This window comes from Candidatus Aquicultor sp., assembly GCA_036504445.1.
Classification (GTDB): Bacteria; Actinomycetota; Aquicultoria; order Aquicultorales; family Aquicultoraceae; genus DASXVE01.
Window position 1 is genome coordinate 271,148 of the sequence record DASXVE010000025.1, and the last position, 22,954, is coordinate 294,101.

The window sequence follows — 22,954 nt, forward strand, 5'->3', positions numbered from 1 at the left end:
AATATTAGCACTTCGGTAAACGCACTAAATCTTCGCAATATCCTTAGCTTGCTTACGTACATTCCCTAGTCAAGAGAGCCGATTGCCTGCACTTCATAAATCTTACATCTGTAAGTGCCGCCTGTTTTTGCGAGCTGATTAATCCAAATGAGGTAGTACCGGTAATTCTTAGCTTTGATTGTTAGCTTCATGTTGCTTTCCGCATTATCGAACTGTTTGATCGTATCCCAGGCTAGGATATCGTTTGATCCTTTAATCTCGCCGGCCCAATGGCCTGATGAGCGTATATCCAACTCTTTTAGGCTAACGATAGCGCCGTAATCAATATATACCCCAGTGCCGCCTTTTTGATTGTTAAACGATGCCGATTTATAGCTTTCAGTCGACCATGCGGTTGTGGGATTGCCATCGAAGATATTCGCCAGCTGCGACGGGTTTTCGTCGCCGTTGCCGTTGGGATCGTAATCGGTTACCTCAACGGGGTTGAGTACGCCGAGCTTTTCACCCTGAACGGCCGTTGTCGGCACTACGGCTACAGCGCTTACATCCTGCTTGATCATATCCTCCGGTTCAATTGCCACATTTTCCAGAGCGCGCAGCCCAAAACCGATACAGCCGATAACGCTCACCGCGATGAGCGTTTTCGCAAAAGGCGTAAGCTTTTTCTTGCGCGCGCCTCGCCGCTTTGATTGCTCACTGCGCCGATTCGAGCGCTCCAGGTCGTGCCGCTCGCGCCGGGTTAACGGAATCGGCTCTTCGCCCCACTCCGGTGTGATTTCAATGACCCGTCGTTTGCGCTCTCTAATTTTTTCACTGCGCGACTGGGGCGGCATTGTCGCCATAAGATCGAGCTTCTCAGGCGAATCCCAGTACGAGAGATCGTCAAGCAGCTTGTTAATATCCTGGTACCGTTCATCCGGGTCTTTTCGAAGCAGGCGCTCGATAATAACTTCAAGCGTAAATGGAATATGCGGATTGATGCTGCATGGGTGCGGTGGTGTTTCCGAAATATGCTTGCCCGCAACCTCAACCGATGATGAGCCTTCAAACAGGGCTTGCCCGGTTACCATCTCAAAGAGGATGACCCCGAGCGAGTACATGTCTGAGCGGTGGTCGGCTTGCAGGCCTCTCGCCTGCTCGGGAGAAAGATACCGCGCCGTCCCCAATACTTTGCCGGTCTGCGTTAAGCCCGGCATCATCAGCGCCCGGGCAATACCAAAGTCGGTGACTTTAACCATGCCATCTTCCGAAATCAGGATGTTTTGCGGCTTGATGTCGCGGTGGATAATTCGCCTGCTATGCGCTATCGCCAGCGCTTCCGTTACCTGCTTGACGATATGCACGGCCTCGTGAACCGTCAGGGGCGCCCGCTCGTCGATGATTTGCTTGAGTGTCTTACCCTTCACGAATTCCATCACGATATAATATGATGTTTCAGTATTACCGGTATCATAGATTGTCGTGATGTTGGGATGGATGAGGCTTGCGGCGCTATAGGCTTCCCGCCTGAAACGCTCGATGAAGTGAGCGTTCGTCGTAAACTGATTATGCAATATTTTCACGGCCACAGGGCGTTGCAGAACCGCATCGAACGCTTTATACACGTACGCCATTCCACCACGACCGATCACCGTATCGATCTTATAGCGGCCTTTTATTATTTGTCCTTGCATGTCGTCCTTTATCGCTTCGTCTTCTGCTGCGGTGCTATGCCACCAAGAACAATGATGGGGGCGGCTGAACCGCCTCCTTGAACACTTAAACCATTTTACACTTACCTACCCCCGAGTGGAACGCGTTGATGTAACATTCTTGATACAACGCCGCCCGTTCGGGAATAAACCCATGTGATAAGCCCGAGTTGGAGGTGGAGAATGCAAGAAAGATCCTTTTTGCAGGAAGAGATTGAAGAGAGGCTTGCGCTCGATCCGCGCGTTAATAACCCTATTAAGGTTGAGGTGAATGAGCGGCATGTGCGTTTAAGCGGTGTCGTCGATACGTTAGAAGAGCGGGAGGCCGCAGAAGAGATTTCACGCTCATTCGGCCCGGTACAGCTGGACAGCGATATCGCCATTGAGGCAAATCAGGTGATCGAAGACCCAGACGTGCTCGCCGCCGCCCGGCAAGCCCTGGCGGAAAATCCGGATCTCGCCCACGATGTAGGTGTAGAACGGGTTGTCAACGGGGTGGCGTACTTGCGCGGCCAAAGCGAGAGCGTGGCTGAAATCTCGAAAGCGGCCGACATTGTCGCCCATGCGGCCGGCGTAAAAGACGTGGTATCCGAAGTACGCATTAAGACGAGCGTCCCTATTACGGATGTCGACCTACACAATGAGGTTGTACAGGGCTTACACCACGAGATGCCGCTTCAGGCCGAGTTTATCGATGTTAAGGTAAAAGACGGCACGGTGGTGCTTGACGGTAATGTGAGCACGATGGAACAGAAAGCGCGCGCCGGTGCGATAGCAAAAAGCATGCCGGGCGCTGTAAAAGTTATTAATGACATAACTGCCGGCACAGCAACAAACGATATCGACCAGGCGATCGAAAACGAAGTGCTAAAAGCGCTCGAAATTAGCCACATCAACATGCGGGACGCGCGCGTATCCGTTCTGGATGGTGTGGTTCACCTGGACGGCACCGTCGATACAATCAAGCAGCGCGGCCGGGCTCGAGAGATCGCCGAGGCGGTACCGGGCGTACGCACCGTACAAAACGATCTGGCCATCGGGTTTCATATCGAGCCGAAAGCCGGATAGCGCTCTATTCCCGATGCTTCGTACACACATCGATGAAGTTCTCGATGAGGGCGATATTAGGCGCGTTTTCAAATGCGTCTTTGTCGTCCCAGGCGGCAACGGGGTCGGCGAAATACGCGTTGATGCCAAACCGAATCTCGGGGTGAAACTGCACCGACCATATCGGCAGTTCATCGTGCACCATGGCCTGAACCGCACAGTAATCCGATGTCGCGATGAGCGAAAAGCCATGCGGAACAGCCATAACACAGTCCTGATGGTAAGCGGGCGACCGCCAGCATTCGGGAAGCCCACGGAATAAAGGATTGCTTCTCACCTGCTCGATTTTAGCAAAACCGATGTGCTTCTCGCCGCGCGCAACCTCAGCTCCAAATGCCTTACCTATAAGCTGATGACCGAAACAAATCCCAAGAACGGGTAGAGCGGCGGTTGCGGCACTCCTAACAAAGGCGGTTTCCTCGGCGATCCAAGGCCTTGCATCATTTACCGATGGCAGCCCGCCCCCTACAATCACGCCGCATACTTCACCCGGTATCGGCCGGGCGAACCCTGTGCCGGGCTCAAATACAATGCTGTCTATTCTTTCCTCGATAAGCCGCTGCATTACCGCAGATAGGTTTTGTTCCTCGGGTACATCGTCATTCTCAAGTATTAAGATACGTCTGTTCATCGTCCCTCCAGTTTGGAGAATTATACTTCTTCACCCCATCTGTGACAAGCCGACTTGCGGCCTTTCAGGTACACCCAACCCATACACGCCGGTTTTTTGTCCCGGGAAAGTGGGTATAAAAAGCTGGGCTACTTGCCTACCTAGAGAGAGAAGGTTTGCTTGCATGATTTGAAGTTTAACATGGAATCCATCACAACGATGAATACCGCAGCGGAGGAATTCCGGGACAATATTTGGATGATAGTCGAGAGCTGGATGGAACAGCTTGCCGGTCGTGACGGTGATTATAGCTGGAAGCGGCTTCCGGAGACGCAATTGATTGATAACTTGCCGACGCTTCTTAGAGGTATATCAAAAGTTATCGAAAACCCCGGGCGCATCACCGATTTTGAACCGGACGGCATCATCAATAATGTCGCGACCGAGCTGGGAAAAAACCGTCGCCAGTACAACTACAAAGCATCTGAGGTGCTTTACGAGCAAGAGCTTTTGAGAGATATCATCTGGCAGTTCTGCCAGAAGAACGTCACTGCCCCTGATTTTTACGAACTTGAGCAGAGAATAAACCGGCCGCTCAGCAAACTTACGTCGACAATTACCGACAGCTATATCGCTATGTACAAAGCCGAGCTTAAGTACCTGGCACGTTACGATAAGCTAACCGGATTCTTAAATTATGAATCCTTTAAACAAGCGATTGGTGGGGAATTGAAGCGGTCGAGACGATACAGGCATCAATGTACGCTCATTCTGGTGGATATCGATGGTTTTTCCGACTATGCCGAGATCTACGGACATGACGAGAGCAATAGTCTCATTCAATCGATGGCGGAGGTTATATCGCACGTGATACGAAATGTCGATATACCAGTACGCTATAGCACGGATGAATTCGCTATTTTACTCCCCGAGACACCGAAAAAGCAGGCACGAAAGGTCGCAGAACGCCTGCGAAAAGTGGTTAAAACCGAGACCAGGCACTTGGCTGAAGTGCGCGGGATTCTTAAGACCGCGGTAACCGTGAGCGCGGGGCTTGCGACATATCCGAAAGACGCCGAAACCGCCGACGGGATAATCAGTCTTGCCGATGAAGCGCTCGATGAAGCCAAGAAGTCCGGCAGCGATATTGTTATGTGGAAGTAGACGAGCAATTAACGGCTTTACTGGAACCGCGAGCGGGCTTATTAATTTTGGGCAAGCTTATCTTTTGCTTTGCGTGCAATATCGTTTTCAAGCGAAAGCATCTTTTGCACGAGGCCTGCTCGCGCGCCCGGACGTCCTACGATCAGCCTGGTATTGTGGGTTTCCCCGGCGAGCCATTTTTTCTTATATGGCTCATGCCCGCGTAAGAAATCAAACCGCTTGCAACCGGCGGCAATTGCGTCTTCCATCGCCTTTGCAATGAGAACCGTGGATACGCTCATCGCCCCCAACTCGGGCTCGAAGCCGCCGAGGTAATAATAAAAAGTGTCATTGAACGAAAATCCATAAAGAGTTGCGATCGCGATGCCGTTGAGTTCCATTACATAGAGGCGCAGACAGTTGCTCTCGCAGAGCGCCGTCGCAACTTCGGTATGAAATTTTCTAAATTTGGGGCTCATATATGCACCGGGTTTTTTCTTGCTAACAAAGCGCTTCCGGTGAAGCTTAAGAAATGTGCTCATATCATCTACGACCGCTTCGGGCTCGCTCAGGCGAAATGTGACTTCGTAATCACGCGCAAGGCGGCGACCGTAGTACTGCACATTCGAGCGGAACTTCTTGCTCAAACATGCCAAGTAATCGTCCCAACTCTCGGGAAGCTCAAGGCTGTATGTGGGGTCGTGCTCCATCCGCTGGCAGGAATACCCGGCAGCACGCACTCGAGATTCCATAGTACTGGCAAGATCATCGGAGGGCATCTGATGCAAATCGATTGCATCCCAGCCTGCAGCGTCGAGTAGAAATTCGTTGAGTGCTGCTATAACGTCGGGGCGGCGGTTCTCAATAATAAAATCGAGGTAATCTGCGCCGTTGGTGCCTATCAAGGCAAGGGTTTTAATCGGTATTCCCAGATAGGAGGATGATAGATAAAGCGGCGCTATGCCTATGAGCGCACCGTCATCGCGAGCAGTAAGAAGCCATAGTTTCTTGCCGCGCCGGTTTGCATTCCACCAATGCCACGACCACTCCCATGTCTGAAAGATGGAATGTCCGGGGCTTCGGGCTATGTGGTTCCACTCGTTTCTAAGAGCCTTAAACTTATCCAGACCTGTTACTACATCTACTGCTAGCAAGCATTACCTCCATGAAGTGCGGCGATTATTTGGCGCTGGCGATTATCTGTGCTTTAATAATTCTCTCTTTTAACTCGTCCTCGTCTTTTACGCCATGCACGTCGACATCGAGGTCCATCATAGCCATAACACATGCCCGCACAATCGCGGTATTAGCGAGTTTTCTACCGCCTGATACCTTGGATTTTATACTCACCGATTCGAGGTACGCGAACATCTCTTCCGGCATAGTAATTGGAACGCGAAGATAGTTTTCTTTTCCCATATAGCGCCTCCTGTGATTGCCATAGTAGCGACAGCTGCTATTATATGCTTATCTGTCCTTATCATTATAAGCGCATTGGCACAGATATGGCAATTGTTGGAATACTAATACTATATGAGAAGGCTAACCCTTTATGGCTGAAGAACCGCGGCTTCAGCTTCTGCGCGGCTGGCATACATCGCAATACCGGACTCACCGAATATGCCCAGGTGACGGAATTTCTGCATGAGGTAATTATTGTCGCTTAGTAAGACCGCCATGCGGATATCCGCATCCTTAAACTGCGCATAACATGACAGGAAAAGGCCGATACCTGAGCTATCCATGAATGTTATCTCGGTAACATCGACGATAAGACCTTTGGGATTATCGGCAAGTACTCCTTGTAAATAATCCCTCACCCTCTCCTTCTCTGAGAGGTCAAGCTCACCGGCAAAAGCTAAAACCTGCATATCTAAGCGGTCATTCTTGCGTAAGTTGATTTCGAGCATTCACACCACCATCAAAAGCGACTGCGAAAAGTGCTACGGTCCTTGTTTATACCCCGGTTTACACACTTTGAAACGCGCTTTGTTAATATTTTTAGGACTGATTGTAGTACGGCCGAGCAGAACCAAAAACAAGGCCTGGTAAACGCCACACTAAAGGTGAAAAGTTAATCCAAAAATAGTGCTGGTAAACATCACTCCTTAAGGGTGATAATAGCGCAATTGCAAGCATTTTTAAAGCTATGCGCAGAATCGCATGCCTTGGGCCAGTAGCTTAGTGAGTTTGTCTGCCGGAAGGGGTCGGCTGAAGATATAGCCCTGTATCTCGTCACATTTAAGAGAACGCAAGAACTCGAGTTGTTCCGCAGTTTCTACCCCTTCAGATGTTACCTTTAACGAGAGGTTTTGCACCATCGCAATAATCGCCGTAACAATGGCGGCATCGTTTGGGTCTTCCAACAATGTGCGCTCAACCATATCGGTCAGATACTGCTGGCTAAATTGACGTGCTGACAGATTGACCGATACTCTAAATGGTTCGAAACCGGCGTCTTGCCATTCCTTATTCTGACGGCACGCCATAAGATAGGCTAAATATCGAAACAAATACGGGGCAAAAAGAAAATATCGCAGTATGTGGCATTATTCTGTTTTTATATCTAATTCCTAGGTATCGGTATGCGGTTTTTGTAGCGCCTTTCTGCAAATCGTAAGAGATTATGCTTGATTGTTGGTCGAAATAAGCCGAAATAAAAGAAAGATATAAGAGGAGAGGCGATTATGGTTAATATTGAGTTAGCAAAGCCATTTGTCCGGGCAGCATACGATTTTCTTAATATGGAGCTGGGCATACCGGTTAAACAAGGCCCGCCATCAACTACGGCTACACAAGGTACTACTCAAGAGATTAATATCTTAGTCGGGGTTACCGGTGCGGTAAGAGGTCAGATTATTTACGGTATGTCGGCCGCGACCGCTAAAAGCATTGCTTCGATGATGCTCGCCCATCCTATTCAAGGGCTCGATCGTAATGCGCAAAGCGCCCTCTGCGAGCTTGGAAATATGGTATCCGGCATGGGTATCTCGCAGTTCGACCAGCAACACGCCGATGTCGCCTTAACACCGCCGAGCCTCATAGCAGGCAAGAACATCTTTATCTCCGTCCTTAAGCTCGGTTGCTTCCACATCTCCTTCGTTACCGAAACCGGCAACATCGATGTGACGATTGCACTCGAAGAGCATGCAATGCCGCCTCAAACGGTGGCTGTGTAATACATCACGTCGGCATAATAATCGTGTAATTGGTGTAAGCAAATTTAATTAGCAGTTAACAAGTATTAAGAAGTTAGGAAGCACTGCTGTCTTGCGTGACCTTCATAACCGCTTCGAGCGAGGTTTTCCCCTGGATAACTTTTGCAATTCCAGCGTCGCGAAGTGTCCTGAAACCTTGTTTGACAGCGATCTCACGGATTTTAGCGGTGGCTGCCCGCTGCATGATAAGCTCTTTTATCTCATCGTTGACTTCAAGGATTTCGAAAATCGCTTCTCGACCCTTATAGCCTACGCCACGGCATTCGCTACAACCCCGCGGTTTGTAAAAATTAATATTGCTATCGGTAGGCAACCCTAAATCCGCTAAGAGTTCGGGCACCGGAGCGTACGGCTCTTTACATGCCGGACATAGCAGACGGACTAAGCGCTGTGAAATGATTCCAAGAATCGCGGTTGCAGCAAGAAACGGCTGAATGCCCATTTCGATAAAGCGCGCCGGGGTTGAGGGCGCATCGTTTGTGTGAATCGTTGACAAAACCAGGTGACCTGAGAGCGCGGAATGGATAGCGATCTCGGCTGTTTCCTCATCTCGAATCTCGCCAACCATGATAACGTCGGGGTCCTGGCGAAGCACCGAGCGCAAGCCGGTTGCAAACGTAACACCGGCTTTCGGATTAACCTGAATCTGGTTGATCATATCAAACGTATACTCGACTGGGTCCTCAATCGTAATAATATTTTTCTCAACCGTCGACAGGGTGTTTAATGCCGTATACAGCGTCGTCGTCTTACCGCTACCCGTCGGGCCGGCAACGAGAATCATGCCGTACGAGGCGTTGATCATCCGGCGGTACTTATGCAGGTCTTGCTTATCAAAACCGAGCCGTTCCTCGTCGACACAGACCGCCTTTTTCTCGAGCAAACGTAGAACAACCTTCTCGCCGAAGACCGTAGGGACCGTCGAGACTCGAAGGTCGATTCTATGGCCGCCGGCCTTGAAGCCGAACCGGCCGTCTTGCGGTGCACGCTTCTCTGATATATCGAGATCGGAAAGCACCTTAAGCCTGGATACGACTGCCGGATGAAGCGACTTAGGCGCGGTTGCTATCTGGTGCAGGATGCCGTCAACCCTGATACGAACCCGCAGTTCCTTCTCCCCCATCTCTACATGGATATCGCTGGCATGGTCCGTTAACGCTTGCTTGAGTATCATATCGATAAACCGCACGGCGTCACTTTCGGGGCCTCCCGGTACACCTTGCTCGTTGAGTTCAGTAGTATTGGCGGCCGCTTCGTTCTTTTCGCCTTGCATCCAGTAGTATTTATCGAGCGCCTTTTGGATGCTCTTCTCTGTAGCTACAACAGGGATAAGCTGGCAGCGAGTGATGCTAGCCGCATCATCCATCGCAAACACATCAAGCGGATCGGCCGTAGCCAGTGTAACGAAGTTATCGACTTTAGCAATCGCGAGAATCTTGTACTTGCGTGCGATCGCTTCGGGGATGAGCTGGACAACCTTTTCATCCGCTTTCGTTTGGTCGAGATCGACAAATGGGATGCCAAGTTGCTTTCCAATAAACTCGATAAGGGTTTCTTCGCTTACAAAGCCAAGCTGACGCAACACGTCCCCGAGGCGTCCACCGATTTTTTTCTGCTTAAACAGAGCCTCTTCGAGCTGCGCTTGTGTTATTACACCAGCATGTACTAACAGCTCTCCGAGCCTTATTCTTTTCGATGGGTCTTTTAAGGGCTGCGTCACATTGCTACCTCTTTGTCCGGAACAAATTCGTTACTACACTATATCGACGAGTTCCGGCTTATTTTAATAGTAATTTGCAAAGTTGCAACCGGTCCACGTTTATAGCAGACGCTCCAATTGGGTATAACTAGCTATCGAGGATATCTCTTGCTGAACATTCAAAGTGCAATGGCTTGCAGAGCAATTACTGACTAAAATTACTAAACTTTATGATAAGTAATAACTATGCCTCCTGTTCACAGGTTACAGAACCCAATATAGACCGATTTGGTGAGTTGACCTAGGGCAACATTACTGGTAAACTAAAGAGATATATGGTAGCTTTTCGCACGCTTTATAAAACAAGGGTTTTAATAGTTTCCACACTTACGCTTCTACTTCTCGCGCCTACAGCGTTCGCCTCACAACTGGATAACCAGCGGGCGAAGCTAGAGAGCTTAAACGCTCAAATAAAAGCGACCGAAGCGAAGCAAAATAATGCCGCAAAACGGCAAGCGCACGTTCTCCGGCAAATCCAAACAAGCAACCAGAAAATGGTCAACGTACAAAGACAGCTCAACACCCTGCAGACGCAGCTCAACACGATGATCGCGAAAAAACATGACATTGACGCAGAACTAAAAGCTACGCAAGAGAAGCTGGACCAAACAGAAGCAGAACTCGCCGATGCGCAGGCGCGGCTTGTATTAAAACGGCAGGTATACAATAAGCGGCTGATCAATGCCTATAAAACCAAGAACCTTAGTATTGTTTCGGTAATTCTAGGGTCACAGAACTTCAGCGACCTTATGGATCGCATGACGTTTGTCGGCTTGATCGCCCAGTCGGATAGCAGGAACGTCTTTACTATAAAGCAGCTCACCGCAAAAATCTCTGGCGAGATCGCCCAGGTGACCGCTACAAAGAATGCGGTGAACAAGCAGCGCGGATTACTCCTTGCCGAGGAACAACGCATCAGCGGTAAAAAATCCCGCATAATTGTGGCACAGAAACAGCTCGTCGTCGAGACACGTAATCAGCAAAAACTGTACGCTCAGATTCAAAAAGAGAAAAAACTGCTAGCGCAGGCCGCTAGCAGCCTTAAAGCCAGCTCAAGCGTAGTCGCCGGTCAAATCGGCACTCTTGAGAACCAGTTGGCTACCGGTAGCATAAGCAGAGGCGGTATGGCTAAGGCCGCCAATCTGGCTGACTTAACGGCGATAGCTACGCAAGCCGCGAACAAATACGGCATCCCAACCAAATTGTTCTTTGCGCTCATCAGGCAAGAATCAGGTTGGAACTACAGGGCGGCATCGTCAGCGAGTGCGGTAGGTCTTACCCAGATAATGCCGTTCAACGTCACAGCAATGGGCTATAATCTGGAGAGCTTTAAGAATTCACCCAGCGACCAACTCGAGGCGGGCGCATACTACTTAAGCATGCAGTATAAAACGTTCAATAGGTGGGATTATGCTCTCGCGGCTTATAACGCAGGCGCCGGCGCGGTTATGATGTACGGAGGAATACCGCCGTACTCCGAGACGAGAAACTACGTGCGAAATATTATGAGCATGGCCGGGATGTAAAGGTAAACAGTCGGCCTTACACCTTCAGGCTCTCCGCAAGCTTATCTAATTCATTAGACATGCTTGCCAGGGACTGTACCTGAGCCGCAATTTCTTGGATCGACGCGGATTGCTCTTGCGTCGAGCTTGAGACCTCTTGAGCTGAAGCTGCGGACCCTTCCGAAGATGATGCGATTACATCTATTGCACTTACAACATGGTTTGTAGCAGCAGCCACTTCTTCTGTCGTAGCCGAGTTCTCCTCGCTAATCGCGGTGATCTGGTCAATGGCTTTGGCTACTTTGCCTGATGCTGCCGCCATCTGGTCGCAATTGGTTGATACGGTACTGATTTGGGTAACGATTTGTTTGATTGAGCTCGATATCTCTTCAATAGCAGAACCAGCATGCGCCGCGAGCTGGCTTCCTTCCTCAACTTCTTGCGTACCGTGCTCCATCGCTTTAACAGCATCCATCGTTTCATCTTGTATGCTTTTGATAAGCCCTGCGATTTCACCGGTTGCTTTGATGCTTCTCTCAGCAAGTTTGCGTACCTCATCGGCAACAACTGAGAACCCTTTGCCATGCTCGCCGGCTCGTGCCGCTTCTATTGCCGCGTTTAGTGCTAAAAGATTTGTTTGTTCGGCAATGTCATCAATAACTTCTATGATGTCGCCGATTTGCTTGCTCTTCTGCCCCAGTAACTGTATCTTGTTTGCGCTGTTCAATACGGTTTCCTTTATCCGATGCATACCCGATACAGTCTCCCCGACAGTACTCGTGCCTTTATCCGCAACAGACGATGCTGAGTCAACAACATCCGCAACAACACGTGCGCTGTCAGACACCTTATTTATTGAGTCCGCCAGCTGTTCCATCCCAGCCGCCATTTCATTTACTTCCGTGACCTGTGCTTGAGCGCCTTGGGCGATTTGCGAAACTGCACTTGCAACTTGCTCGACAAGACCAACGGCTTCTCCGGCATTCCTGCTCTGCTCCATGGCCCCCGTTGCGACTTGACCTATTGCAGACATGATCTGTTCGGTGTGCTGGTTCATAGTTTTGGTATTATTTGATAACCCTTGGCTTGAGTCCAAGAGACTCCGAGACGAATCCACCAATCTCAGGCATATATCATGAATCGGCTTAATGATAATGCGCCTGGTAAATATGTTAACCATCAAAGCGTAAACGAGCGAACATAATAATAATTCAATAATGTAATTAATGCCATTGTCTAGTGTTCGGATGTTTTGGATCACAGCGATGCTAATTATGGCAGGCGGAACGAGCATAAGGACTATTGCAACGGTAATCAGATCCGCGAGTTTCCTATCGTGTAACCAGTTAATGTAAGCTTTAATCAACTTCATCTCATCCCCTATACAAATTCAGTTAATATATGTATATGTAACCATCGACAAATTATTCTAATACTTAATATTTAATACTTAACTTATGTAGTAATTGGCAGCATTTGCTCGGCCGTGTCCTTAAGTTCACCCGCCAGAAAGGCTATCCAAACCTGTCCCTAGGCAATTTGCGCTTGTCTAATAAGAAATGCTGAAGCAAAACCATACTCTTTAAGTAGCTGCACGTATCGCTCTGAAGCATACTGCACGCCTCTGTCCGAGTGATGCACAAGACCAGCTGCGGGTCTTCTCGCTGTTATGGCCATGATAAGCGCCGCCACACAGAGTTCTGTGTCGATTCTTTGACTTATGCCAGCCGACGACTTTTCGTGAGAAGGCATCTAGGATGACAGATATATATACGGATTCTTTGAGTAGGCATATATAAGTGATTTCTCAACTACCTTCAACCAATCCCTTAACCTGATCTTATTATGTTACTGTGCTACGGCTATACCATAAATGCCTCCTTTTGTAAGTGATCGCACACACTATCACTTTTACATACTTGTTATAAATACCGTTTATTAAATTTACTAATATGTTATATTTAATACAAGCGCTTATTGCTAATATTATTATAGCTGTATCCATAACAAGCTCTATAAATAAAAATAATGGCTCGTAGAGCCCTTATTTGCCATATTGCTCCTCGGATTGGGCAATTTTCGAATTTTTGGAAATGCTAAGCCTAATCATCGGTCTTACCGTTGTAGCTATCGGCACATCGTAGTTTGAATTTATTATTAATATTTTCTCTGTCGTTCGCGGCTCTACTGAAATCGCTTTTGGCAACGTAGTAGGTAACTATTGCAAATACATTGTTCATCTTAGGTATGGTCACACTCGTCCGGCCACCTAAAATAGTGCAAGCAAATGTTTGCAGAGGGATTCCTTTAGCTTGCTTACAACTATAGTTTTGGCGACGTTGGTTAATATGCCACCGGATTAGGTGCTTAGATCTCTTCTGTTGTACGAGAGATACACAGCCAGCAGCATTACGGCAACAATACCTACTGATAGCGCGATATAAATCGGGTCTAACGAGGTGTCTCGTATTATATTCCTGGCGACAAAGTATTGGAATGGCGTCAAATACTTGAGGCCTGGCAGTTTACTGTAGATATCCAGCCATACCGAGAGAAAGAACGTAACCAGCAAGAAGCCGGTTGCTATCGGGGCTGCGCGCTTAGGTTTCTTAGATATTGCGGCGGCAGCCATTCCTATAGATGCAAATATTAGTTGCACGAAGAGCAGTCCGACCATAAGAAGAACGATATCGGTATTGGCAGATGCCCCCTTATTGAATGCAGCCACAATGGCTATCGACGAGACGAGCGCTACCAGATTAAGTACGACAATATTGAAGACCGACGCAAGGAGCTTTTGTGTTATGACCTGCGTTCGCGAAACCGGTTTCGCGAACAAAAACTCGGCGGTTTTATCCTGCTCTTCTTTTGAGATGATTTCCGCTCCCAGCAAAGACGCATGAATCGATGCCATTACTATGATGTATAGGAACAAAACCGAGTAGAAGCCGATAGCTGTCGACAAGTCGACGCCTCCACCCACACCCAGCAACGCCTGGAGTGCTTTCGGCAGATGCTTGAACAACTCATTGGCGGACGTGCCGGACGCGGAATAAGCCGAGTATTTGCTCATGCCCGAAAGGACTAAGAAGAACATTCCGACCGACCACGCGATCAATGACTTTCTGTGTGCCCTTAGTTCTCTAAAAAAGATATTCATAAACGTCTCCCGTGATCCCGCTATGTCGAGCGGATATCTCGATTCTGATAAACATAATAGCTGGTTACGACTGCCGCTATAACAAGAACCGCTTCCAGTAAAACGAACCCAATTTCGTAAGAACCGTGCTTTGCTATGTAAAGAAGGTCATAATACTTAAAGGGCGTAAAATATCGTATCGTGGTGCTGCCGATTATCGAATCGAGCGTACCGAGAATATAGAACGCGAAAACCGTCGACAAAGACACCGATAACACCGACCTTATCTTTGGAGCAGCCACCGACACTAGAAATCCTAATCCTAAAAAGAATATTTGAACAAACAGGAGCGTTAATGACAATAGTAGAAATGTGTTAAAAGCGATTGTCTGGCCGACGAGCGCGTTCAAAAGTATCGGAATCGAACCCATGAACACGGCGTTTGTGATGAGCAGAATCGTTAGCCCTGCCAAAAGCTTTGCGGTTAAGACTTGCGACCTTCGAACAGGTTTCGCTAAAAGAAACTCGGCTGTCTTCTCGCGCTCTTCTTTAGATACGATGGATGTTCCGATAATCATCGCTTGTATCGAACCCGCCAGTATCACATAGCTCAATATCATCGAGTAGAACCCGGTTATCGATAAGTCGGCCAGCGTTATCCCGAAGGCTTTTTTAACAACATCCGGAAGACTCGCAAGGAGTTTTTGTAGAGCCGCGATATCTTTTGTGAATGACGTATATATCGATAAAAATAACACAGCAACCGCTATTAGCGAGATAGTCCAGATTATTGTCGATTTTCGGTATTGCTTTAATTCATGCAAGAACATGTTTCTCATGTCGCAGTCCTTATTCGTAATAGTGCATAAAGATCTCTTCAAGATCCGGCTCTTCGACCCACAGCGTCTGAAGATCCAATGCAGCAATCAGCTTTGTCATGGAGTTGATGTCGCCTTTGAACACGAAGCTTGCTGAATTGTTCTCTACTTTTAATCCGGTTACCCCGGCAACATCAAAGTAACTCTTCTCGATCGGGGCTTTCGCCTCAATCTTGAATCTGCTGTAACTGCTCTTGGCCAAATCGCTCATTTTCTCTACGTTGACGATTCTGCCTTCTTTGATGATAGCCACTTTGTCGCACAATCTCTGGACTTCGCTTAGCACGTGAGACGAGAGCAGTATCGTGGCCCCTCTTTCATTCTCCGCTTTTAGTAGATTGAAGAACTTCTGCTGCATCAAAGGGTCGAGACCGCCGGTCGGCTCATCCAGGATTATCAGTTTCGGCTCATGAAGCAATCCCTGAACAATCCCCACCTTTTTCTTGTTGCCGTAGGAAAGGTCATCGATTCTCTTACTTGTGTCCAGGTCCATGATCTCGGCCAATTCCTGTATCCTCTTTTTAGAGTCTTTCTTATAGAAGCTTGCGCTATAATTCAGCAAGTCTTTTACCTTCATGTTGTCGTAGTAAAAAACCTCGGATGGCAGATATCCGATATCTTCCTTGATTTCAGCGCCATATTCGATTACGTCTTTTCCAAATATCGTGGCGCTTCCACTGGTCGGGTAAATCAACGAAAGGAGACAGCGAATCGTGGTCGATTTCCCCGCGCCATTCGGCCCGATAAAACCATAGAGCTCCCCTTCTTCGACAACGAGGTCCACATCGATGATGCCTCTCGACTCACCATAGTATTTAGTTAATTTTTTTGTCTCGATTACTTTCATCGAACCTCCTATTCGCAGCTTCCAGCCTACTCATAATGTTGGTCTAAAGCGTTTTCCAACCCACGAGTCTTGAAGCTCATTTCATTATTGATACTGATTTGTGTTTTTTGCAAGAGTCATGTTGTTTGAACGGGTAGCGGTTATAGCAAATCAATATACCCCTTCTTGCTGGAAGGGGTATATAAAAAGCGTTTAATGATAGTATCGGTGGTTCTATAAAACAAGAAAATGGCTCTACGGAGCCATTTTCCAAGTTTGAGGTCTTTGTCGGGATGAGAGGATTCGAACCTCCGACCTCGTCGTCCCGAACGACGCGCGCTAACCAAGCTGCGCTACATCCCGAGTGCGAATTATATTATAGCACTTTTTATGAGAAATGCTAGTTTATTGACCTGCATAAAAGTCCAATATTGAAAAACTATGTGGTAATAAAAATGCAACGAAATGATGTAACAGCAACCGCCCTACCTAGGCGGTTGCTGTTACATATCGTGAACCATGCGAATGATAATCCTATGCTGCTGTCTTTTGATCGTTTCTACTCTCGTCTTCTTCAGCTTGCTTGCGAAGCTTGTTTACGATCGTCCGGCGCACGTCAAGGCGGCTTAAGATGCCGAGTAAGTGGCCGCCCTGCATAACGAGCAGGCGCCGGTCATCCTTGGCGTCGAGCTTTGATAATGCTTCGGACAGCTCCATATCCGGCGTGGCGACGATATCGGTCGAAATTGGAATCATAACGTCGCGCACCAGTTTTCTGCCCCAACTTCTGGGCGGCAAACCCTTGATATTGCTTATTGTAATAATGCCCTTGACCGAATTATTCTCGACAACCGGGTATGCAACCCAGTTGTGCTGCATAAAGTGCTCTTTGACCATCGACTCGATGTTGATATCGGGGGCGACCGTTTCCGGGTTTTGCGTCATTGCGTGGGCGACTTTGAGCCCCTCCATCGCTTCTTCGATAATAACCTGTTGGTAGCCGGTTTCGGCAGCGCGCAGCAAGTACCATCCGATCAGTAGGAACCACGTCAAGTTGTAGTTAAGCGTCGCAATACCGAACACACCAACCAAGATCATCAAGTACGATAATCCCTTACCGAAGTTCGAGGCAATGCTGGTTGCCCGCTTCAGGTTCCCTGTAAAGTGCCAGATAGCCGAGCGCAGCACACGCCCGCCATCGAGCGGGAAGCCCGGCAGCAGATTGAATACGCCGAGCAGTAAGTTGATGTAACCGAGCCAAAACGTCGGCACCAAAAACATGACTGCAAGGTGCATCTGCCTGCCAATAAAGAACAATCCCATAAATATGCCACCTAAGATTATGCTGGTCAATGGGCCTGCGAGTGCCATCTTAAATTCTACGCCCGCCGAATGCGGCTCGTCGCTGAGCTGCGAGACGCCGCCAAAGATCATGAGCCGAATTCCTTCGATCTTCATCCCATAGCGCTTTGCCACCAGAGAGTGCATGATCTCGTGCAGCAGCACCGATGCAAAAAACAGCACCGAGGTGATAAGCCCCAGTATAACGTAGGTCGTCGAATTCAAATCCGGTGCAAGCTGTGGGAACAACGCGAATGCGAGCCCGAATGTAATGAGCGCAAATATTACGAACCAGCTATAATCCAAGCTGATATCTATACCAAGAATCTTTCCTATCCGTATCCCGCTTTCCATTTTGAACCCTCCAATCTGTAGGAATTCAAATCTAGTTTACCCACGGTCCTGGATGTGAAACGCAAAGAACGGCTTATGGTACATTTGAGAAACCGGTATACAGTTGTGCGTGCAGCTTAATCAGTTGACATGGCGCCTTACGCAGCATAAACTGTTTTAGTCTGGTACTACATGAAGCGCAATATGAGCAAAGGTCACGGTTTATTAGGCATATCAAGCGGCTTGAGCTTCATGTAAAGTTTCAAAATATTTGAAGGAAATTCGACCTTGATTGCGGAGGAAATTGAATGAGACACCCTGTTGTAGACCGTGAAGAGTGCATCGGCTGCGGCCAATGCGAACAGATTTGCCCGGAAGCATTTGAACTCGGCGAGGATGGGCTCGCACAAGTCATTAATAAAGAGCCGGGCGCGGAACTTGAAGCGCGTATCGACGAAGCAATTGAAGATTGCCCGACCGCGGCGATTAGCTGGGAAGACTAACTGGCGATTTGTAGGCCAGCTTGCTTTGCTTTTAGCATGAAATCGTGGGCGTTGTTTGACATGGCAACCGCATCTTCAAGCGCTACCAACCCTTGCATAACAAGCGTGAGCAAACTCTGATCAAAACTTTGCATCCCGTAATATTCACCTTGCTCGATTGCATCTTTAATCTTCGATGTCTGATCGTCGTTAACGATATAATCTTTAATGGTGCCGGTCGAAATCATTACCTCGACCGCCGGTATGCGCCCTCCCCCAACTTTCGGCAGCAAGCGCAGCGATACAATTCCCTTAAGCGTCGAGGTGAGCATTAAACGGATTTGGCGTTGCTGGTACGGTGGAAAGAAATCTATAATGCGGTTGATCGTTTCAGCCGCATCGATTGTATGCAGCGAACTTAATACCAGGTTGCCCATTTCCGCTGCGCTGATGGCTGCCTTCGCGGTTTCCATGTCGCGCATCTCACCAATCATAATAACGTCGGGATCTTGGCGGACAACGTGTTTGAGCGCGTCTGCGTACGTCTCGGTATCGATACCGATCTCGCGTTGATTTATAATGCTTTGCTTGTCCTCGTGGAGCATCTCGATTGGGTCTTCGATGGTTACGATATTGCAGCGTCGCATGCGGTTGATGTGATCGACGAGCGCGCCCAGTGTAGTCGACTTTCCGCTTCCCGCAGTACCGGTTACAAGTACGAGCCCGCGTCTTTCCTCGGCAAGTTTTTCTAAAACCGGCGGAAGGTTAAGGCTTGCGATGCTTAAATCACCGCTGCGAATGCGGCGAAGAACCGCGCCGACATGGCCCCGCTCCCAAAAAACGTTGACGCGAAACCGCCCCACACCGGGCATGCTGTAGGCGAAATCGACTTCCTTTTTGGCGGCCAGCAGTGCTTTCTGGCGTTCGGTCATGATGGCTGAGACAAATCGCTCTGCGGCATCGGGATCGAGCGGCGGCATATCGATCGGCAATAGCGTCCCGTCGATACGGATGTATGGAGCGTTGTTTGCTTTTATGTGGGCGTCCGAGCCGTCTTTGTCGGCCAAAAGCCGTAATATATCGTGCATTTCCATAATAGATACTTCGGATGCAGCGGGGCAAAACTTTACAGCTAGCGTCCGATAACCTTGACGATAACCGTGCGATGGCTCCTGGGCCCATCGAGCTCAACGAGAAAAATGTTTTGCCAGGTTCCGCGCTCAAGCTGCCCGCTGGTGACGGGCATGGTCAGGCTGCACCCGAGAAGCGCGCTCGCGAGGTGCGCTGCGGCGTTGTTGTCGATGCGGTCATGCCGGTATGAGCCGGTGCGTGGGACAAGGGTTTTCACCATCTCGGTCATATCGGTGATAAGGCCGGCTTCATGCTCGTTAATTAAGATGGCCGCTGTGGCGTGCGGCACGTAGATGAGCGCAAGCCCATCGGTAACACCACTAGATTGCACTTGCCGACTAACCTGCTTCGTAATATCTATCAGCTCTACCTCAGCCGATGTTGAAATTGAAAAGCTCATACGCGCCCCCTATGAAACCGTGCCGGCTGTAAACACCCGGCGACTTGCCGTTGTTTGATATCGTATATTCCCTTTTTCATCATACAACAGGGTTGAAGCGCATGTGTAGGCATGAACAAGCCACGAGAGATTTCTCAAGGTATGGTGACTATCGCGGGCAACAATGTATTTGAGATGAACGGATTAATTGACGAGATCGTGGCCCCGGTAGCCCTTTTTTGAGTCAAGACGGAACGTGTAAGGCTGAAACGGGGTATCGGATGCTCGTACGGAATTCGATTGCTCAAAGAAGCTGATGAGCTCGAAAAGCTCCCCGGCCCCTTCGAAATCGCTTTCGTTGAGCTTGGCGTTAAAAGACCTAACGAGGTTTTTATAATGTTTGTTCCATGATGCTGCCATGATTATCATCCTTGCTACAACTTGAGTGCGTTTAGTGCTTCTAATGTCTCTTTCGGTTAATTCCGTGCACGCCTCAAGCAAATTATCTGAAAAGCCTCAAGTATTGTATAACATGCCCTAATACCACACAATGGGTTTCAAGCATTACGCAAAATTATTATATGAAAAATCGCCTCAAGAGCGGTTTTCATGCAAAATTAAGGCGGACGAAGCTGTCCGCCTTGTTGAGACTCTTCAGTAAGGTTATAGTTTGCTGCTTACGGGCGCACCGCGCCAACATAACCGCCGTGATTGGCAATATTGCTGACCTTCACGACGTCACCGGTTTGCGGCGCGTGAATGAAATTGCCGCCGCCAACGTAAATACCAACGTGTGAAATAGAGCCGCCGTGTGAGAAGAACACTAGATCACCCGCTTGTAGCTGGTCCATACTGACGTGCTGACCGCACCCGTACTGGGCCCTGCTTGAGTGCGGCAAAGAAACGCCAAGCTGTCCATAGACATACCGCGTGAGGCCCGAACAATCATACGAACTTGGACCTTCGGCCCCCCAGACATATGGTTTGCCTAGCTCATTCATAGCAACGCTCACAACACCGCGGTTTGCGCCTCGCGAAACAGTTGAGTGGCGGGGATCGCTCCCCACTTTAATCACGCGGGCGACCATATTACCATAACGTTGTTTCAGGCTTCGCTGCAGACACGCCTGCCGCAAAGCTTCCGCCTTAGCATACTGCGCAAGCTCGCCTTTCACTTTCGAAAGCAGTGTATTTCGCTGCTTAAGCTGGGAAGCAATCGTGCCTTTCTTGGTCGCGACCTGAGCGAGAAGCGCTTCTTGCTTTTGCTCTTTTGCAACCAACAGGGCGCTATCTTTCTCTATTTCTATTTTACTTGCTTTATATTGTGCGATTATTCGTGCATCTTGTTCGGATTGCCGTTGAATGAGTTCCAAATAATAGAGGAACTGGTCGAGGCTCTTGGTATTGAGCAGTATCTCAAGATATGAGTAACTGCCCTGGCGATATACAAAACGGAAGCGTTTGTTAATCGCCGTCTGCCGGACCTCCATATTATATTGTGCTTCTTGGAGCTGCTCGGTTGTTTCCTGAAGTTCTCTGCGGGTTTTTTGCAGATTCAGCGCTGATTCATTGTATTGCTCGACTACCACATCGAGCTCATTGTCGATACGGCTAACTTGCTGCTGTATCCGGTTAAACTCGGCTTGCTTGCTAGCTTTTGATGGGTTTGCCAATGCGGTTGGCGCTATAACGCCCGTGAGTAGGGCTGCTAAGGATACTACTGAAATTGATCTAATTATGCTGCTTAGAATGTTGCTACGTAAAATACTGAATCTCCTCCTATTTTCAGCGCTAACCTAGGTTTCGGCAGATACTTTTAAAAACTTTAACTATAGAAGTGATCAGCCAAAAATAATGAGGCTTCGTTAGTTTAGCATAACCTAACATTTAAGGGCAAACGGAGCGAGCAATAGAAAATTTAGGAAAACTGCAGGTAGTTCTTTATGCCGTCGAATACCGCAACAGCGATTTTTTGCCGGTTTACTTCTTCGTTGAGCAGGTTTTTCTCGGCGGGATTGGTAATAAAAAAAGGTTTTACGAAAATTGCGGGCACCAATATTCCGTCTATCGTGACATCGGTAGGTTGTATCCCTAGGTTCCGCGAGCCGAACGAGCGCACGATCTCCTCTTGAACGGCGAGCGCTAAACGCCGGCACTCCGGCTCTTCACCATCAGTGCCGATGCAGTAGAGCACAATACTGCCTCTTTCCTCGATATCTTCCGAGGCGTTCAGGCGGAAGCCTATATAGAGTTCTACATCGCTAAGATCGTCACTTCTATTTTCGCCGGTATAGATAACATTAGCCCCGAGAAGCTCAAGGAGATTGCCGAGGCGCATACCGAGATCTTGGGCTACATCTATTTCACTGTCGAGTTCGCTCTCGTACGTGTATAAGCCGACTTCATCGTAGAGCGTTCCGAGATCAATCACGATTCTGCGGTTGCTGAACACTGAGATCGCCGAATGCTGGTTGCGATACGGGTCGGGAAAAATCTGGCTTGCTTTGCTGGAGAGCAAGTGTTTTAGATTGCGGATTGCCGTAAGTGAAGACGGGCCGAAGATCCCGTCGCTGGGGAGGCCGAAATTGAGTTGAAAATCACGCACCGCGCGCTCGGTCGTTTCACCGAAGATCCCGTCTACTATGCCGGTATTAAACCCAAGCGTATTTAACGATAATTGCAACTCGCGTACGTCATCACCCCGAAAGAACGGGGAGCGCAGGTACAAAAGCCTGCCGCCGAACTTATATGTCGCTTCAACCAGCGCGCGCCAGGTCGCTTCATCGACTATGCCGGTCGACTTCAAGTGCCGGCTGCGTTGAAACTCGACAACCGCTTCTTCAGTTGTATCACCAAAGCTACCATCCGCCCCATCGGAGCCCAGCGTGTACCCAAGAGCCGATAGCTTTACTTGTATATCAACGACCTCGTCGCCGTGATTGCCCTTCGCAAAAGATTGCATGCATCCCTCATTCGTGTATGAAACCTTACACCACCAAAGGTTTTGCTAAATATATACTATAAACGGTTGAGGTTAATTTTCAAACGTAAGTTTGCTCAAATACGGCGGCTCTTAAAGCTGTAGTTATGACGATTGGGGCGGGGTCTAAAGCATAGACCTACGATAATGCCGCTACGCCGATTAGTTGATATACAACTAAGAGTGCCAAAAAAATATTAGTTCCTAAAACAAGCGAACGCATACTTGCAACCTGATCTTTAAGGCGCATAACGATCGTAATAAAAACGACTGAGACCAGAACCTTAAACAAAAGAGCCCACACAAAGTTAACCGTTAAGAGATAATTGATTATAGGGTTTAGCTCTACCGCTCCCCTGCTTGTTAGATGCCTGGTCAGCACGATGTCGGTCATATTCAGCGCGAATAGAAGCTTAAGGGAATTATCCATAC

Annotated in this window: 25 protein-coding genes and 1 tRNA gene; 5 read left to right on the top strand and 21 right to left on the bottom strand. The window is 48.6% G+C overall.

Going from position 1 to position 22,954, the window contains the following annotated elements; all coding sequences use genetic code 11:
- Positions 1 to 65: 65 nt before the first annotated feature.
- The gene (locus VGK02_08785) at positions 66 to 1,673 is read right to left on the bottom strand and encodes a protein kinase (protein ID HEY3375142.1); all 1,608 of its coding nucleotides are present in this window, start codon (positions 1,671 to 1,673) and stop codon (positions 66 to 68) included.
- 201 nt (positions 1,674 to 1,874) lie between these two features.
- Between VGK02_08785 and VGK02_08790 the strand changes: the two genes are divergently transcribed.
- Positions 1,875 to 2,759, top strand: coding sequence for a BON domain-containing protein (locus tag VGK02_08790; GenBank protein HEY3375143.1), 885 nt, complete (start codon positions 1,875 to 1,877; stop codon positions 2,757 to 2,759).
- A gap of 4 nt (positions 2,760 to 2,763) precedes the next feature.
- On the opposite strand, the gene VGK02_08795 is transcribed toward VGK02_08790, so the two are convergent.
- Positions 2,764 to 3,429 (bottom strand): type 1 glutamine amidotransferase, encoded by a 666-nt coding sequence (locus VGK02_08795; protein HEY3375144.1) that lies wholly within the window; start codon positions 3,427 to 3,429, stop codon positions 2,764 to 2,766.
- Positions 3,430 to 3,609: 180 nt separating this feature from the next.
- On the opposite strand from VGK02_08795, the gene VGK02_08800 reads away from it, so the two are divergent.
- A complete protein-coding gene (locus tag VGK02_08800) occupies positions 3,610 to 4,572 on the top strand; it encodes a GGDEF domain-containing protein (GenBank protein ID HEY3375145.1) in 963 nt (320 codons plus the stop codon).
- A 41-nt stretch (positions 4,573 to 4,613) separates the two neighbouring features.
- Here VGK02_08800 and VGK02_08805 read toward each other — a convergent pair whose 3' ends face one another.
- From VGK02_08805 to VGK02_08820, 4 genes are all read right to left on the bottom strand, one after another.
- Positions 4,614 to 5,705 carry a GNAT family N-acetyltransferase gene (locus VGK02_08805; GenBank protein ID HEY3375146.1) on the bottom strand — a complete coding sequence of 364 codons (1,092 nt, stop codon included), beginning with the start codon at positions 5,703 to 5,705 and terminating at the stop codon, positions 4,614 to 4,616.
- Positions 5,706 to 5,730: 25 nt separating this feature from the next.
- Positions 5,731 to 5,970 (bottom strand): hypothetical protein, encoded by a 240-nt coding sequence (locus VGK02_08810; protein ID HEY3375147.1) that lies wholly within the window; start codon positions 5,968 to 5,970, stop codon positions 5,731 to 5,733.
- A 131-nt stretch (positions 5,971 to 6,101) separates the two neighbouring features.
- Positions 6,102 to 6,461 (bottom strand): STAS domain-containing protein, encoded by a 360-nt coding sequence (locus tag VGK02_08815; protein HEY3375148.1) that lies wholly within the window; start codon positions 6,459 to 6,461, stop codon positions 6,102 to 6,104.
- A gap of 237 nt (positions 6,462 to 6,698) precedes the next feature.
- Entirely contained in the window at positions 6,699 to 7,040 is a 342-nt protein-coding gene (locus VGK02_08820) for an EAL domain-containing protein (GenBank protein ID HEY3375149.1), read from the bottom strand.
- Positions 7,041 to 7,238: 198 nt separating this feature from the next.
- On the opposite strand from VGK02_08820, the gene VGK02_08825 reads away from it, so the two are divergent.
- On the top strand, positions 7,239 to 7,730 hold the full coding sequence (locus tag VGK02_08825; protein ID HEY3375150.1) for a chemotaxis protein CheX: 492 nt from the start codon (positions 7,239 to 7,241) through the stop codon (positions 7,728 to 7,730).
- A gap of 73 nt (positions 7,731 to 7,803) precedes the next feature.
- Here the strand turns inward: VGK02_08825 and VGK02_08830 are convergent, their stop codons facing one another.
- Positions 7,804 to 9,489, bottom strand: coding sequence for an ATPase, T2SS/T4P/T4SS family (locus VGK02_08830; protein ID HEY3375151.1), 1,686 nt, complete (start codon positions 9,487 to 9,489; stop codon positions 7,804 to 7,806).
- 314 nt (positions 9,490 to 9,803) lie between these two features.
- On the opposite strand from VGK02_08830, the gene VGK02_08835 reads away from it, so the two are divergent.
- Positions 9,804 to 11,054 (top strand): transglycosylase SLT domain-containing protein, encoded by a 1,251-nt coding sequence (locus VGK02_08835; protein HEY3375152.1) that lies wholly within the window; start codon positions 9,804 to 9,806, stop codon positions 11,052 to 11,054.
- Positions 11,055 to 11,070: 16 nt separating this feature from the next.
- Here VGK02_08835 and VGK02_08840 read toward each other — a convergent pair whose 3' ends face one another.
- The 8 genes from VGK02_08840 to VGK02_08875 all read right to left on the bottom strand — a co-directional run bounded on the left by VGK02_08840 (position 11,071) and on the right by VGK02_08875 (position 17,571).
- Entirely contained in the window at positions 11,071 to 12,405 is a 1,335-nt protein-coding gene (locus VGK02_08840) for a methyl-accepting chemotaxis protein (GenBank protein HEY3375153.1), read from the bottom strand.
- Positions 12,406 to 12,563: 158 nt separating this feature from the next.
- The gene (locus VGK02_08845) at positions 12,564 to 12,785 is read right to left on the bottom strand and encodes a DDE-type integrase/transposase/recombinase (protein HEY3375154.1); all 222 of its coding nucleotides are present in this window, start codon (positions 12,783 to 12,785) and stop codon (positions 12,564 to 12,566) included.
- 350 nt (positions 12,786 to 13,135) lie between these two features.
- Complete coding sequence (locus VGK02_08850; protein ID HEY3375155.1) at positions 13,136 to 13,288, bottom strand: hypothetical protein; 153 nt, start codon at positions 13,286 to 13,288, stop codon at positions 13,136 to 13,138.
- A 104-nt stretch (positions 13,289 to 13,392) separates the two neighbouring features.
- A complete protein-coding gene (locus VGK02_08855; GenBank protein ID HEY3375156.1) occupies positions 13,393 to 14,193 on the bottom strand; it encodes an ABC transporter permease subunit in 801 nt (266 codons plus the stop codon).
- 20 nt (positions 14,194 to 14,213) lie between these two features.
- Entirely contained in the window at positions 14,214 to 15,011 is a 798-nt protein-coding gene (locus VGK02_08860) for an ABC transporter permease subunit (GenBank protein HEY3375157.1), read from the bottom strand.
- 10 nt (positions 15,012 to 15,021) lie between these two features.
- Complete coding sequence (locus VGK02_08865) at positions 15,022 to 15,897, bottom strand: ABC transporter ATP-binding protein (GenBank protein ID HEY3375158.1); 876 nt, start codon at positions 15,895 to 15,897, stop codon at positions 15,022 to 15,024.
- 267 nt (positions 15,898 to 16,164) lie between these two features.
- Positions 16,165 to 16,239, bottom strand: a tRNA-Pro gene (locus VGK02_08870).
- A gap of 171 nt (positions 16,240 to 16,410) precedes the next feature.
- Positions 16,411 to 17,571, bottom strand: a complete 1,161-nt coding sequence (locus VGK02_08875; protein ID HEY3375159.1) for a site-2 protease family protein — start codon at positions 17,569 to 17,571, stop codon at positions 16,411 to 16,413.
- A gap of 287 nt (positions 17,572 to 17,858) precedes the next feature.
- On the opposite strand from VGK02_08875, the gene VGK02_08880 reads away from it, so the two are divergent.
- A complete protein-coding gene (locus tag VGK02_08880) occupies positions 17,859 to 18,053 on the top strand; it encodes a ferredoxin (GenBank protein ID HEY3375160.1) in 195 nt (64 codons plus the stop codon).
- On the opposite strand, the gene VGK02_08885 is transcribed toward VGK02_08880, so the two are convergent.
- The 6 genes from VGK02_08885 to VGK02_08910 all read right to left on the bottom strand — a co-directional run bounded on the left by VGK02_08885 (position 18,050) and on the right by VGK02_08910 (position 22,952).
- Positions 18,050 to 19,126, bottom strand: coding sequence for a PilT/PilU family type 4a pilus ATPase (locus VGK02_08885; protein ID HEY3375161.1), 1,077 nt, complete (start codon positions 19,124 to 19,126; stop codon positions 18,050 to 18,052). The two genes, VGK02_08880 and VGK02_08885, sit on opposite strands and share 4 nt — an antisense overlap.
- A gap of 38 nt (positions 19,127 to 19,164) precedes the next feature.
- Positions 19,165 to 19,563 carry a secondary thiamine-phosphate synthase enzyme YjbQ gene (locus VGK02_08890; GenBank protein HEY3375162.1) on the bottom strand — a complete coding sequence of 133 codons (399 nt, stop codon included), beginning with the start codon at positions 19,561 to 19,563 and terminating at the stop codon, positions 19,165 to 19,167.
- A gap of 183 nt (positions 19,564 to 19,746) precedes the next feature.
- The gene (locus tag VGK02_08895; GenBank protein ID HEY3375163.1) at positions 19,747 to 19,962 is read right to left on the bottom strand and encodes a hypothetical protein; all 216 of its coding nucleotides are present in this window, start codon (positions 19,960 to 19,962) and stop codon (positions 19,747 to 19,749) included.
- Positions 19,963 to 20,219: 257 nt separating this feature from the next.
- Complete coding sequence (locus tag VGK02_08900; GenBank protein ID HEY3375164.1) at positions 20,220 to 21,215, bottom strand: NlpC/P60 family protein; 996 nt, start codon at positions 21,213 to 21,215, stop codon at positions 20,220 to 20,222.
- A gap of 245 nt (positions 21,216 to 21,460) precedes the next feature.
- A complete protein-coding gene (locus tag VGK02_08905; protein HEY3375165.1) occupies positions 21,461 to 22,504 on the bottom strand; it encodes a peptidoglycan-binding protein in 1,044 nt (347 codons plus the stop codon).
- A 157-nt stretch (positions 22,505 to 22,661) separates the two neighbouring features.
- Positions 22,662 to 22,952: a DUF5658 family protein gene (locus tag VGK02_08910; GenBank protein HEY3375166.1), complete on the bottom strand. Its 291-nt coding sequence runs from the start codon at positions 22,950 to 22,952 to the stop codon at positions 22,662 to 22,664.
- Positions 22,953 to 22,954: the final 2 nt, after the last annotated feature.